This window comes from Chryseobacterium cucumeris (assembly GCF_016775705.1).
Taxonomy (GTDB): domain Bacteria; phylum Bacteroidota; class Bacteroidia; order Flavobacteriales; family Weeksellaceae; genus Chryseobacterium; species Chryseobacterium cupriresistens.
In genome coordinates this window covers 287,619-301,663 of the sequence record NZ_CP068760.1, presented here as the reverse complement: position 1 = coordinate 301,663, position 14,045 = coordinate 287,619, and the positions used below count along the sequence as shown (strand labels likewise).

Sequence of the window (14,045 nt, the reverse complement as noted above, 5' to 3'; positions counted from 1 at the left end):
TTGTTTAGAATCTGAAGAGTAGAAAAAAGTATTAAAATGGTGAAAGAGTTTTGGCTACCCACTTCCAGTCTTCCATTGTTAGAAGCTTGCTTTTACCTGCATACTTCCGATATGAATGGTACGGTCGCCGGAATTTCTTCCTTCGTAATTAAGATTCAGCTGGATGAATGAGTTGATAGCCTGCTGGATAAATACACTCCACACCTGGTTTTTTCCGGGTTTAAGCCCATCCAGCATCTGGTTTCCTACGATACTGAAATTGTTTCCTGTAAAATCGTTATTGATAAATGAGAAGTTTCCACGGATAGACGTTTTTCTTCGCTCCCACTGGATAGTTCCTGTAACATCAAAAGCCTTAAGAAGTTCTTCGCCATCCAATCTTTGTTTTTGACGGAAAGCAGAAGATAATTCAGCCTGAATAGCATCGGTGAATTTATAAGTTGCTTTAGGCTTGGTTTCAAAATTATTCAGACGATAATCTCTTGTTTTAAATAACTGTGAAGAGTTTTGAATATCATGAACCGAGTTTTCCCAATCCACTCTGAATTCTTTATTGAACCAATATCCTATGTTCAGGAAATGAGAAGTCTGCTCACGTTCTTCATTACTGAAATTGGCATTGATGAGATTGTCATTGGTGATGAAACGGTAATTTCCGTTCCAGCCTGATTTATCGGTTGGATTAAACTGTACGGAAGCCAGAATATTCTGATTTTTAAGGATCTGGTCACTGTTCTTTTCAAAAGGATTCAGCACAAGTACTTTTTCCTTTTTGTAGAATGAGTTTTGAGAATTTAATGAAATATTGAAATTCCAACGTTTTAAAAATCCATTCTCAGAATTGAAAACAATGGCCGGATTGACAAACAAAGCCAATTGCAATTTATTTTTATTGGAAGGAATATAGCGTACAGAATTTGTATAGACACGGATGTATTGGGCAAGATCGGAATATTCCGCAATTTCAAATTCGTCCAGCTGCTGAACGCCGTCTCCGTTATAATCCGTCCATTTATAAACTCCTTGTCCGTCTGTAACTTTGATGTACTGGAATTCCCTCTGTGCTTCCTGCCCGTTCCCCAGCTCATAGAAAGCCTGAAGACGCATCCCGTTTCTGAATAGCTGCTGGTTGTATAAGATGTTTCCAACAACGAAATCATTATTACGGGTTACTTCACCTTCCGCCCCTGCGTAGAAGAATTTTCGGTAATGAATTAGAGCATTTAAACTGGTTCTTTCGGTTTTGATAATCTGACTTTCAGCCATGATCCCCAGAATATTGTTCATATTCTGAAGCCTGTTATCACGTACAGAGTCGTTATCCCTCATATATACTTTTGCCAATAATTTGGTTCTTGTGCTGTCACCGATTTTCTTTTGTAAAAAGATTTCTTTCCAGCTGAAACTCGTGACATCCATAAGCTGGGTATCGTTGTACTTCTTCTCATTATGTTCCATACTTCCACCAATGGCCCAGCTTCCTTTTTTACCGGTAAACTCTGTTGAAACTCCACCACGGATGAATTTTGTATCCTGAAGAGTAGCATTGGTGCTCAGATAAGATAAGTTACCTTTAGTAAAGAATTTTCCCGTTAGCCAGCCAAAGTCAAGGTCGTTTTTAATCCCTTTGTAAGAATCCTGTTCATCCAGATAATTGATGCGGTAATTCAACGTAGACTTATTATTCCATTTATTCAGGAAACTGAAGATAAATCTGTTTTGGGTCTTTTTATTGAATTCCTGGGTAAGGTTGAAATCTCTGGAGAATTCTACATCGTTGATACGGTCAAGGATATGAAACTGTCTGTCTATATATTGATATTCAAAGCTTGGCGTTCCTTTCCATGTGTTTTTTGTAAAGCTCTTATTTCCAAAAATACGCCATGCATAGCCGATATTCTGATCAGAATCTTTTGATGAAAATAAATTGACATCATAATTACTCAAAGAAATATCTGCACCTATTTTTCCCTCATTTAAAAGGTACTCAGAGTTCAGAGAGTATACCTGGGATTTCTGAGGAGAAGGAAGTTTTCTTACCGCTCTGTAATCTCCGCCATTTGGGCCTACATATTCAAAAACACGCCCGTTGTTGGTGGTCTGTGCAATTTTATAATCTCCCTGATTAGCTCCGAAATAAGTAAAAGAAACCTGATAAAGTGTTAAACTCGAATCCGTAGAATATTCATAGAAATTACCTGCGGGACTTAGTTTGTATAAAATTTTATTGACATCATATTCGGTTACAACTCCTGAAGGGGCATACATCAGATCAGGATTATTTCCAGCATCAGCCAGAATCTGCTCATCTTCTTTAGACAGATTTAAAGAAAGAGGTGCGTTCTTATTGTCATTTTCCATGAACCAGTTGAATCCCACCTTGAATTTTTCTCTCTGATGCTCAAGCTTTCCTGTAAACAGATACCTTGAATAATTCCTGTTGGCATAGTTATAAGAAATCGTGATGAAATTCTGTTGGAAAATAGGACGGAAACTGGTAAAGGTAACTTCACCGGTGTTGTAATTGATGATATAATCCTGGTTTTCACCGCGCTTCATTAAAATTCCATCAATAAAGACCTGTTCAGAACCGGAGATCAGTGTAATAAACTGTTCACCGTTCTTACCTGTCAGACGGTAAGGTCCCTGGTTACCTTCAACCCCCTGAAAACGGATTCTGTGGAATTCACTTCGTGCAACCCCTGCAGAGATATCTAGGAATGTCTTGTTTTCCTTCCCGAATTCTGTCTGGAATTGAAGTCCCATACTTCTCCTCTGGTATTTGGCAAAATAATTTTTAGCTTCCACAAGGTCAAGATGCCCTGCTCTGAGGATAGATTTATCCTTGATATTAAGCTGCATATAGATTTTGTCAAACTCCTCCAAAGTCTGGGTATAACCATCAGCCTGAATCGGCAGGTTATGATCTGAAATACTTGCTAAAATAGTAACATCTTTGGATAACCGCCCAGATATCTGAAGATCCATGGAACTTTGTACAGACTGCCCCTGGTTGTTACCAAAAGTAATCCCACGGATAATAGATCCTTTTGAGTTAAGCTCTCCTAAAAATCTCTTTTTATCATTTTTTGCCAGTACGGCTTCATCAATAATGATCTTATTGTGCGTTCTTATAAAATCCAGAGTGTCCTTTGCAAAGATGTCCTGCTCCAGCTTTGCCGCAAGAATACTGTCCCTTTTTATGCTGTCTTCAGGCACGTTGGGATTTTTCCATGAAAATACCTGAGCATTTCCTGAAAATATGCCTACGAAGAACAAAACGAATAGAATGACAAAATTCCGCAACTTTTAAAAATAATTCGTAAAAATAATTAAAAAATGTTAACATTAAGAGGTGAACTATTATTAACAAAAACTTAACCTCTTTATTGTCCCTGAAAAAAAATTAGAATGTAGTTTTGTTAGAGAAAGAAAATTATTAACAACAAAAAATAAATCATGAAAAAACTTTATTCTCTTTTTGCAACAGTTGCACTGAGCGCAGTGGTTTTTGCGCAAACAACTTACCTTTGGGATGGTAGTTCTGTAAATCCTATTTCCGGTACCAATGCTACTATTTCAAATGTGGCATTTGCAGCAACTCAGGGAAATAATAATGGTACTACCAATTTAATAACTGCTACATCTGTATCTACAGGATATGCAGGAGCAAGTGGATCCAGTAATTTTGGTGCTGCAGCTTTTAAAGAACCACTTTCAACTGCAACAAGCACCTATTTTAGTGTTACTGTTACTCCTGTTGCGGGTAACAAAGTAACTTTGAATTCTCTAAATTTCGGGTCGAGAGGGACATCTACAGGTCCCGGAAAGATTACAGTATATTCAAGCATCGATAATTATGCAACAGCGATAGGAACTGTAAACGTTAACAATAACAGTACATGGACCTTGAATAATATTACTTTTTCAGGGAGTAATTTAGTAGGTGCAGAATCAGCTCCGGTTACACTAAGAATCTATGGAAGTGACAGCCCTGGTACAGGAACTCCATCTTTGGGTACTGCCAATTGGAGAATAGATGATATTTCTTTAACTGTTACTGCATCTAGCGCCACTTTAGCTGTTATCGATTCTAAAAACATAAAGGCAGGAAACTTTGTAAAGAACTCTTTCGTTAAAAATAATGAAATTGTTTTCGGATCTGATGTAAAAGATGTGAAGATCTTCAATAGCTTCGGACAGCTTGTAAAAGAAGTTTCTGTAAGACAAAATGAAACGGTAAGCGTTGCTGAATTGGCAAAAGGAAACTATATCGTTACAGGTACAGTAAACAACCAGCCGGTTTCTCAGAAAGTTCTTAAAGACTAATCCCTTTTAAATAAAAATATAAACAGCTGCTTCAATGAAGCGGCTGTTTTTGTGATTATTTCCTGATGTTTAGCTTTTTGTATCTTATATATTTCATAATTTGGTGGTATTATTTTTGATGTTTTATGATCAATCCATTTCTAAAATTAATACGATGAAAAAAATCTTTACTCTTGCTGGACTTACATTATTAACTTCTTTTTCAAATGCTCAGATTGTGATCAATGAGATCTATGGCGGGAATGCCAATTCAGGAGCTGTATTAAAGAATAATTATATCGTCCTTAAAAATATCGGAACTACTTTGGTTTCTTTGACGGGAGCAAGTATTCAATATGCTCCGGCGATAGGAGCTTTTACAGAATATCATACGCTTCCGGATTTGACATTAGGACCTGAAGAAACCTATTTGATTCAGGAATCAGCGATTGAAGGTGGTGTCGAAAATCTGCCAACACCGGATTTTATTGCAACAACAATCGTAAATTTTGATGGGACTCCCAATAAATCTTCCGGATTAAAAATTTCCAACGTATCAGGAAAAGTTGCATTAGCGGGAAATATAGTGCAGGTCACAGGACCTTCTGCATCCAATGTCCTGGATTTTGTAGGGTACGGATCCAATGCAGATCAGTTTAAAGGAGACGGGCCGGCTCCATCTCCCACTACAACCACGGCTATCAGAAGAAATTTAGTAGGAAGTAATGATAATATGGCAGACTTTTCCCTAGAAGGCAGCGTGAAGTCAGGCTTTGTACAGAATCCATTTATAAAAGACAGTAAAGTAGTGTTCGGAACTGAGGTGAAAGATGTGAAAGTTTATGATACATTCAGACAGGTCGTTAAAAAATCACCTACTAAGCTGGCCTCAACTCTTGATATTGCAGAGCTTCCAAAAGGAACTTATATTGTGACGGGAACCATTAACAATATTCCGATCTCACAGAAAATAATAAAAGATTAGTTTTAAATAAGAGAGGACAACCGATAATAGGTTGTCCTTATTTTTTATTTTTCAGAATCTTAATACCAACCTCTTCTCGCTGCATTAATAATTGATCCGAGATTAAGAATTAAAGTGTATCTGATACGCTTCCCATAATCTTTGAATGAAGGTTCAAATCCTAAAGACGACTGTATCGGGAAATACACTTCCAGAAAATCGGGGATGATTCTTACTTTAACCCCGGTGTCCCATATGAATTTGGCAGGAAGATCTTTGTTTTTATACACTCCGGCATCTGCATATACGTGGAATATTTTCCATACACTTGAATCCACGTTGGCAGACGTAATCCATTGATTCACTGTTCCCGGAAGAAAGGATTTAAAACCACCATCAGCTAATATAAATTGCTGGGAAAGAAGCCCGCTGCTGGCACTTTCTCCCAAAAGCGTATAAGAGAATGAATAGTTGGAAACCCTGGAAATCCCGTAGTCGAAGAGGTTATTTCTGGTGTTGTTTCTTAAGAAATACCCGGCAAATAAACGTAAGCTCAGCTTTTGTTTGGGAGCGAATTCCCATCTGTAAAAGCCTTCAGCCGTTATTTTATTGAAATCTTCCATTCCCTGGGTGCTCAGGCTGAAGCTTTTTTCATGAATCATCTGGCTGTCGCTATAGCCATATCCGATACTCCAGAGGTTATATTTACTGTAATCATTATTGGCAATCATCTTAGGACTCAGATCCCTTTCAAAATAATTATAGGATATGCCAAGACTTCTGCTAACGGTACTTCTCGGGTTTTTTCTGAAGTTAATAGAAGAAGATATAGAAGTCTTTCTGTAGGCAAGATCATAATCATAATGAAAATAAGAGCCCGAAACCCCGAATGTAAGACTTCTGATAATGCTTTCTGCAGGCAGAATAGAGTAGGAGACAGCTCCCGAACCGGTAAGTTTCCCTGTTCCGGTACTATAGGTTGGAGTCACCGAATACAGGAATTTCTGGTCAAAGAAAGATTGATTTTTAAAATTGGCTCCCAGAAGAAATTTATCATACGTATTGTTGAAACGCACCCTTGGGCTGATGTAAATTTCATTGTATTCCGGGTTTGGAATGTCTTTTATTAGTTTAAGTTTAATTTTTTTTGCATTGGAAAATAAACCTTTCGCATACAGGAAGTTGTCTCTGTAATTGGATTCAGGGAAAATATAGCCACTGTTTAAGGTGGTTTTGTAAATATTCTCTGATGCAGGAAGCGACAGGCTGGTGGTACGTTCATTTTCCTCCGTGTCTATCCAATACGCTTTCTTTTCTCCTTCTCTGGTTTCTGTTTCCAGCTTTACAGGAATAGAAATATCTGTATTTCTTACAATTTTTATTTGCAGGGAGTCATTATCTTTTCTAATGTTTTTCAATTTAAAATCAACCCTGTTCTTTTGTTTGAAAAATTTGGAAAGGTAGGCTGTCGATTTATTGTTTTCAGAAAGAGACGACAAAAATTCTTCAGGATTAATTTTTTTTCCGGAATTCTGAGCAATATAATTTTTTAGAATACCATCGAATTGTTCATATCCCATTTTGTCTGCCGAGTAGTTGAAAAGGCTTCCTGTTTCAAAGCTGCTGATGGCCATATCATTGAAATTACTCAGAACAGGGAAATGTTCATCAATTTTCTGATCAAGGTTCTGCAGCATAATATACTGATAGGAAAGTCCGTAGCGGTCCAGAAGTTTTACTTTGGAGGCGTGGAATAACTTTAATGGTTTAAGTCCAAAGATTCTGGTCTCCGGAAGTGTCCCTAAAAGTTTCGTATCAGCGTAGAATTTTTTGAGGTACTGAATTTCAAGATAAGACTTTAAACCATTTTTAAACCAGTGGTCTTTTTCTTTATCTGCAATAACGCCTTCGTCAAGAATTTTCTTGGCAATGATCCCGAAATAATCCATATCGGTTTTTTCGGTCTCGGTAAACAGACGGAATCTGAATTTCCAGAAAGTAATATCATTGTTCCCGAAAAAGTCTTCTTTGGCTCTGAATTTATCTGAGATAAAAATACTTTTCGGAAGATACCCGATGCGTTCTTTAATGAATTTTAATTGTAAAGGAAGATAAAACTCCAGATTTTGTTTTTCGTCCGGCTTCAGATTATATCCAAATTTGATTTCGATTTCCTCTCCGTCAACATTGGTTTTTATGGATTGAAATGCTGTCGGAGAAATTAAAAACTCAGGATCTGAATCGAGATAACCCTTAAATGAGTTCATCTGAACCTGAGGAAGGTTACCTTCAACAAAACTGTTCACAGGGATATCAAAATTGACGGTCCAGAAAGTATTAAAGCTTACCTGTTCCTCAATATCGTGATAATTTCTTCTGGAAATATTGTCCGGATCAAAATGATCCGGAACAATAAAGAAATATTTTAATACAGTATTCTGAACGGATGTTCCGTATCCCGTAAAAGTTTTATCGGGAAGCTGCATCCTGTATTGCAACTGTAGAGTGACGCTTTCGCCGGGTTTTAATACATTTTTCAGAGGAATAAAAAGATTTTCATCTGAGAAGGTATTGACAGGAAGGACTTCATTTTCAGAATTTTTAATGTTCAGTTCCAGAAGTTTTCCCAATTGGTCATTTTTTGCAAAATGCAAATCATTATTCCGGTCTTCCAGTTTTCTGTAGACTAAAGAAGTTCCCCGTTTATTGTACGCGGCAACCCAATTCAGGAGTTTTACGGTCTGCAGGTCTTTCCCGGATTGATTATAATAAACAATTTCCTGGCGGACCTCAAGGTTTTTTTTGTCAGGAGACAGTTTTGTTTCAATGTATATACTGTCTGTCTGTGCAGAAACCTGTACAACTCCCCATAACAAAATAAGGCAAATGCTGATCTTTTTCAAATATTCGTGATAAAGCTCAAATATAACTTATTTTGTATATACTTTATAGCATTTTAACCTTGAATTGCTTTTTTTTCCAAAGAATTAATATAAGCATTCCATCCTTCTGTTTTATAAGTGATGGCAGATGCTTCAGGATCATTGGATTTGTAGATTCCTCTTCCTACGATGATAAAATCTGTGTGCAGTGTTTTGAAAACATGTTCCGGTGTGTTGTACTGCTGCCCTTTACCATCTCCTGAATCCGCAAGGTTTACCCCAGGAGTAAACAATAGCAGATCCTCAGGAATTTTATTCTGAGATACACCACCAATTACATTAGGATGAGATAAAGCCACTTTTAAAGCTTCCTCACGATAGCTTGCAGTTGTTAAAGCTCCTTTGGAAGACATTCCAACAATGGCTACCACTCCTACATTTTTGAAACAGTCTAATGATTCAAAACCTCCGATTACCTGAGAAGTTACGAAATCTGCCCAATCTGTAATTTTGAAAACTCCGCTTGTGAACTGAAGTTCCTGTGTATTTCCGATATCAGCAAATTTTCTGTCTTCCATCAGTAGAAACTGGTGTTTTGCAGCAATAGCTTTTAAAGGAGTAATTGTTTTTTCGTATTCAAAATCAGAAATAATATCGATATGCGTTTTTAAAGCAATAATATGCGGACCTACTTTTTCAGCAAGCTCCAACAGCTCCTGAGTTGTAGTAACATCTGCAGAGGCAATAAGGTTTGATTTTTTTGCCAAAGCTGTTTCCAGTAATTTTTTTGAAACGGAATGCTGTGTTACCTGAAGTTTTTGTTCATAAGAAGATCTTATTTCCTCTTCAAACTGAATATGGTTCCCTTGAAGGAAGTCTTGGATTCTTTTTACTTCTTCATCAGACAATTCACCAGTTTCCTGAAGAATATTGCATACTTCCGAAATGTTGAAAAGGGTGTGCACTCTGTATCCTTTGCTTTCCAATAATTGTTTTCCTCCCTGCTCTCTGTCAAGTACCACCACAATGTCTGAAACTTTAAGATCTTCCTGTTCTATTTCAGGAATAGTTTCCAGCAAAGATTTTCCTGAAGTGATCACATCCTCTACCAAAAGGCAGTTTTGCCCCTTCTGGTAAATTCCCTCAATCAGCTTCTTGGTACCGTAGCTTTTTGCTTCTTTTCTTTTAATAATTAATGGAATATAGCTTTCCAGAGACATTGCTGTAGCCATAGGAAGAGCAGCATAAGGAACTCCACAGATTAAATCAAAATTATCTAACGGAAGCATTTCCAATAAATAATTAGCAAGATTTTTTAAAATTTTAGGATCTGAAGCCAAAGGTCTCAGGTCTACATAAAAAGGACTTTCAATACCGCTTTTCAGGGTAAACCTGCCGAATTTGATGATGCCTAGTTTGTAACACTCTAAGAAGAATTCTTTTTTACTTTCCATTATTTTTTATTAGATATTGCAAATTTAAGGAATTGAAATAAGGCTTAAAAATTTATCGCCCATTTGTCAATAAAAAACCATCCCGGATTGACCGGGATGGTGTTAAAAATATAATAAACTATTATTTTACGATTTCAGCATCAATGATTTGGGTGCCGCTATATTTCTGCTGGGCTTCCCACAATAAAAACTTGTCAACCTCTTTGATGAGCTTAGGAATGGTAAGTGACAATACTGCCAGGTCGTCCATAACTCCAAGAACCGGTATTACAAATTCAGGAAGGAGGTCAATAGGAGAGAGTACATATAAAATTCCAAGTAAAGGAAGAATAATGTCTATGGATTTAATTGGATAAATTCCTTTTCTCCACATTTTGACCATTCTGAAAATATCAGGGATCTTTTTGATAAAGCCCTTATGATTGATGGCTTCTTTTGCAAGATTTAATTTTGAATATTTCATTTTGTGTTTGGATTAATAAATTTTTCAACGCTATAAAATTCGCAAATCCTGTACCAACAAATTATAAAATTTAGTTAAAATATTATTTGATAATATTGTCAATAAACTGATGCACAGTCTCTGTGTTCCAGTCTTTTGTAGCATCCTCTTTAATAAGGATTCTTCCGTGTTTGTCCAGCAGGAAAGTGGTAGGAAATACCTTTGGAAGAATTTTTTCGGAAATAGGACTTTGAGCAATATATACCGGAACAGTATAGTTGTTTTCTTTCAAAAACTTCCTTACATCCTCTTCTTTATCATTCATGGCAATTAAAACAAAATCAACATGATCCTTTCTCGTATCATAAAGTTTCTGAATAGAAGGCCATTCTTTTCTGCAAGGCGGGCACCATGTTCCCCAGAAGTTCAGAAAAACCCCTTTATCTTTAAAATTCTTAAGATTGGTGCTTGGTGCATTAATGCCTTTAAGTTCTATATCATAATCCTCTTCACTGATGTGAACAGCATTTTCAATAGTGGCTACCGGAAAAAAAGTATCCTTAAGGAAATTTTTTATTCCCGGTACAAATGCAACAACGCCAATGATTGCTATGATTACAATATAAATGATACTTTTTTTCATATCTATTGTTTATAGAAGGTCCAAAATTTCCTGAACAGCATCTTTTCCTCTGTTTTTGGCATAATAAATCTGCAGATCATTATAGAAAGTATCTTTTGGATAGGCTTCAGGATCGGCTTTATATTTCATCAGAAGTTCATAACCATATTTAGGACGTGGACCCCATGAATTTTTCACATTCAGGTCTTTGTCAAGGATAAGTACTTTCGGAATGGATTCTGTACCGTTCGTTAAAAATTGGTTGATTAAACTTTTATCACTGTCTCTCAGGAAAACTCTTACTTCATTGTGTCCTTCAAAAAATCTGAAAAGAGCAGGTACTGTTGCACTAGCATCTCCGCACCATGCTTCAGAAATGATTAAAATCTTTCCGTCAAAGTTTTTGGCAGCCAGTTCTTTCAGCTGATCTTCATCCGGAACGTACTTTTTTACCGTTCTGTCCATTCTCTGAAGACCCAGCTCGTAATATTGTTTATAGTCAGCCTCCTGTTGGTTGGCAGGATTTTCTAATCTTTCTTTTGCAATCTGAAGATATTCTTCAAACGAAATTCCTTTATCCCAGTAATTTTTCATTACCAAAAATATTTATGTTAAAAATTATTGATGTTTCTTGTTTTGTTGATCAAAAACAGGTCTGCCAGTACAAATGCAGCGAGACTTTCCACTACAGGAACTGCTCTTGGAACGACACAAGGATCGTGACGTCCTTTTCCTTCTACAATGACTGGATTTCCGTCTTTATCAATACTGTCCTGAGGTCTCAGAATAGTAGCTACAGGTTTGAAAGCCACACGGAAATAGATATCCATTCCGTTGGAAATTCCACCCTGAATACCTCCGGAAAGGTTAGACTTTGTGGTGAAATCCGTATTGAAGGCATCATTATGTTCTTTTCCTGTCATTTTAGCACCACAGAAACCACTTCCATATTCAAATCCTTTGCAGGCATTGATGTTCAGCATTGCTTTTGCCAGTTCAGCCTGAAGCTTTGAAAATATGGGTTCACCTATTCCTACAGGAACATTTTTAATCACACAGGTGATGGTTCCTCCGATTGTGTTTCCTTCTTTTTTGATCTCCTTGATTTTTGCAATCATCTTTTCTGCCGTCTCAGTATCCGGACAACGAACATCATTGCTCTCTGTTTGGGAGAAGTCTAAAGCCTGATAAGGCTTTTCACAGAAAATATCACCTACGGAAGAAACGTAAGCATTGATCTCAATGTTGGGTAAAAGTTGTTTGGCAAGGGCTCCTGCCACTACCCAATTCATTGTTTCTCTTGCAGAAGATTTTCCGCCACCACGATGATCCCTGAAACCAAATTTCTGGTCATAAGTAAAATCAGCATGGCTTGGACGATATGCGCCAGCAATGTGATCATAATCTTTCGATTTCTGATTTTCGTTTTCAATGATAAAACCGATGGGCGTACCTGTTGTTTTGCCATCAAAGATTCCTGAAAGAAACTTTACCGTGTCGCTTTCCTTTCTTTGTGTAACGATTGCCGACTGGCCAGGTTTTCTTCGGTTCAGTTCATACTGAACTTTATCGAGATCTACCGTTAAACCTGCCGGAAAATTATTAATGATACCGCCATAAGCCACTCCGTGACTTTCTCCAAATGTTGTAAGACTAAGAAGATTACCTAATGTGTTGAACATGATACAAAATTACCTTTTTTTCTTCAGATAATAAAGTTTCTGGATTTGTTCTATTTATCATTGTTTTTGATAGTATTGATAACCTTTTGGACTTCCTCTTTTTCTTCTGAGGTCATCTTTTTCCAGATAAATCCTTTTTTGATATCATTTTTATCCGAGAGCTGTGGAAAAATACCCGCCTTCACGTTATCGAAAAAATAAGCCGGAGTGATGGCCGGAAGCGGTGTGTCAAAACTATAAGGATAATGGTGAACCATATTAAATTTAAAATTTCCTACCTTAAATGTATGAAACTGCTGATATTCATACGTTGCAGGCTTGTATATCTGTTCTTTTTCAAATCCTCTCATGAAGTTTCCGGCTCTGAAACTTGGAAGATATCTGTGGATAAATTCCGGGAAAGATAAAATGGAAATAAAAAATACGCTTAAAATTGAGAAAACAATAACAGCTTTTTTCTGATCAAAATATTCATGGAAAATAACAAAGAATATCACGAAAAAGACATCTGTGAAAAATCTGTACTGGGCTGAAAAAGCAAGAACTAATATACTCTTTATCAATAATGAAAGACAGATCAGGGTGGTGAGCTTTTTCTTTTTTACTAAGGTAAAGACAGTGAAAATGACTAAGCTCAAAACAAAAAGAATGTTGATTTTGGATTTGATTCCTTCCAGAGAAAACCAGTTTCTGATATAATCTGCAGTTGAAAATTTCTGGATTTCCTCATACGTGTACTGCATATCATACGTTTTCATAATGGCAAATTGTGAGGAGATTTTTAAAACCTCCGGATCAGGCTTCCAGGCTACTCCTATATCGCCTATTGCTATCGGAAAAACGGGGTATCCAAATGTCCAGATATTTTTAATGAAGAAAAGCAGTAAAATGATTATTCCTGAAAAGAAGGATCTGAAATGGGTTTTAAAAATAAAAACTGAACTTAGGAATGTCAATACAGGCAGCCATATCATGGTTGGTTTTATGGCAAAAACAAATACTGAAAATGTAAAAAGGAAAGTGGAATTTCTGTTCCCTGTCATGATCTCATTTAAAATAATCAATGAAAAAATAATAACAGGAAGATCAGGGCTTGGAGACTGTGAAAACAGCAGTAATACCGGTAGGAAACATAGATGTATCCAGTTTTTCTTTTCAATACTATACATACTGTAGATGATAAGCAGCACCGTATTGATTCTTAAGAAAGGGTCAGAGAAATTAGAGAACCCAGCCTGAAAGGTATGCCAGACAGACATTTGCCCTAAGGTGAGATCTACATTAGAAATTCCCTTTACCAGACCATATTCTGTGAGCCATTTCAACGTAGGAATATAATATCCGAAATGATCCAATATATAAGGATAAAAAGAACCTGCGAATATAATAACCAGAGAACTTACACTTAATACTTTAAAATCTTTTTTTGTAAGCTTATAGAAATTCTGATAAAGTTTGTTTTTAAAGAAAAAGAATAACCCTGAGAATATGGAAGGTATTTCTATATTGATATTCAAGGGAGTGAAAAATGAGATAACTGTCCATATCAGACTTAATCCCAGGATTCCGGATAAAATTTTCCCTGAAATTCCCTGAAACAGAACTCCCCATATATTTTCCATGATCTTTCCCCAGCCCATCAGGACAGGAATCATGAAAATGGATGAAAACAGAATCAGTATCATAAAAAA

The 14,045-nt window shown here is 36.6% G+C and carries 10 protein-coding genes; 2 read left to right on the top strand and 8 right to left on the bottom strand.

Annotated elements, in window-relative coordinates; translation table 11 throughout:
- Positions 1-78 precede the first annotated feature (78 nt).
- Entirely contained in the window at positions 79-3,306 is a 3,228-nt protein-coding gene (locus JNG87_RS01415) for a hypothetical protein (protein ID WP_202841285.1), read from the bottom strand.
- Positions 3,307-3,459: 153 nt separating this feature from the next.
- Between JNG87_RS01415 and JNG87_RS01410 the strand changes: the two genes are divergently transcribed.
- Together JNG87_RS01410 and JNG87_RS01405 are read left to right on the top strand one after the other, a co-directional pair.
- Complete coding sequence (locus JNG87_RS01410; protein ID WP_202841284.1) at positions 3,460-4,329, top strand: T9SS type A sorting domain-containing protein; 870 nt, start codon at positions 3,460-3,462, stop codon at positions 4,327-4,329.
- 154 nt (positions 4,330-4,483) lie between these two features.
- Positions 4,484-5,293, top strand: coding sequence for a T9SS type A sorting domain-containing protein (locus tag JNG87_RS01405; protein ID WP_202841283.1), 810 nt, complete (start codon positions 4,484-4,486; stop codon positions 5,291-5,293).
- Positions 5,294-5,352: 59 nt separating this feature from the next.
- Here JNG87_RS01405 and JNG87_RS01400 read toward each other — a convergent pair whose 3' ends face one another.
- From JNG87_RS01400 to JNG87_RS01370, 7 genes are all read right to left on the bottom strand, one after another.
- The gene (locus tag JNG87_RS01400; protein ID WP_238349649.1) at positions 5,353-8,175 is read right to left on the bottom strand and encodes an aminopeptidase; all 2,823 of its coding nucleotides are present in this window, start codon (positions 8,173-8,175) and stop codon (positions 5,353-5,355) included.
- Positions 8,176-8,228: 53 nt separating this feature from the next.
- Entirely contained in the window at positions 8,229-9,608 is a 1,380-nt protein-coding gene (pyrF, locus tag JNG87_RS01395) for an orotidine-5'-phosphate decarboxylase (protein WP_202841282.1), read from the bottom strand.
- A gap of 121 nt (positions 9,609-9,729) precedes the next feature.
- Positions 9,730-10,071 carry a YkvA family protein gene (locus JNG87_RS01390; protein ID WP_202841280.1) on the bottom strand — a complete coding sequence of 114 codons (342 nt, stop codon included), beginning with the start codon at positions 10,069-10,071 and terminating at the stop codon, positions 9,730-9,732.
- An 82-nt stretch (positions 10,072-10,153) separates the two neighbouring features.
- Entirely contained in the window at positions 10,154-10,693 is a 540-nt protein-coding gene (locus tag JNG87_RS01385; protein WP_202841278.1) for a TlpA family protein disulfide reductase, read from the bottom strand.
- Positions 10,694-10,702: 9 nt separating this feature from the next.
- Positions 10,703-11,266, bottom strand: coding sequence for a thioredoxin family protein (locus JNG87_RS01380; RefSeq protein WP_062676249.1), 564 nt, complete (start codon positions 11,264-11,266; stop codon positions 10,703-10,705).
- Positions 11,267-11,283: 17 nt separating this feature from the next.
- Entirely contained in the window at positions 11,284-12,354 is a 1,071-nt protein-coding gene (gene aroC, locus JNG87_RS01375) for a chorismate synthase (protein ID WP_202841276.1), read from the bottom strand.
- A 50-nt stretch (positions 12,355-12,404) separates the two neighbouring features.
- Positions 12,405-14,039: an LIC_10190 family membrane protein gene (locus JNG87_RS01370; protein ID WP_238349648.1), complete on the bottom strand. Its 1,635-nt coding sequence runs from the start codon at positions 14,037-14,039 to the stop codon at positions 12,405-12,407.
- Positions 14,040-14,045 lie beyond the last annotated feature (6 nt).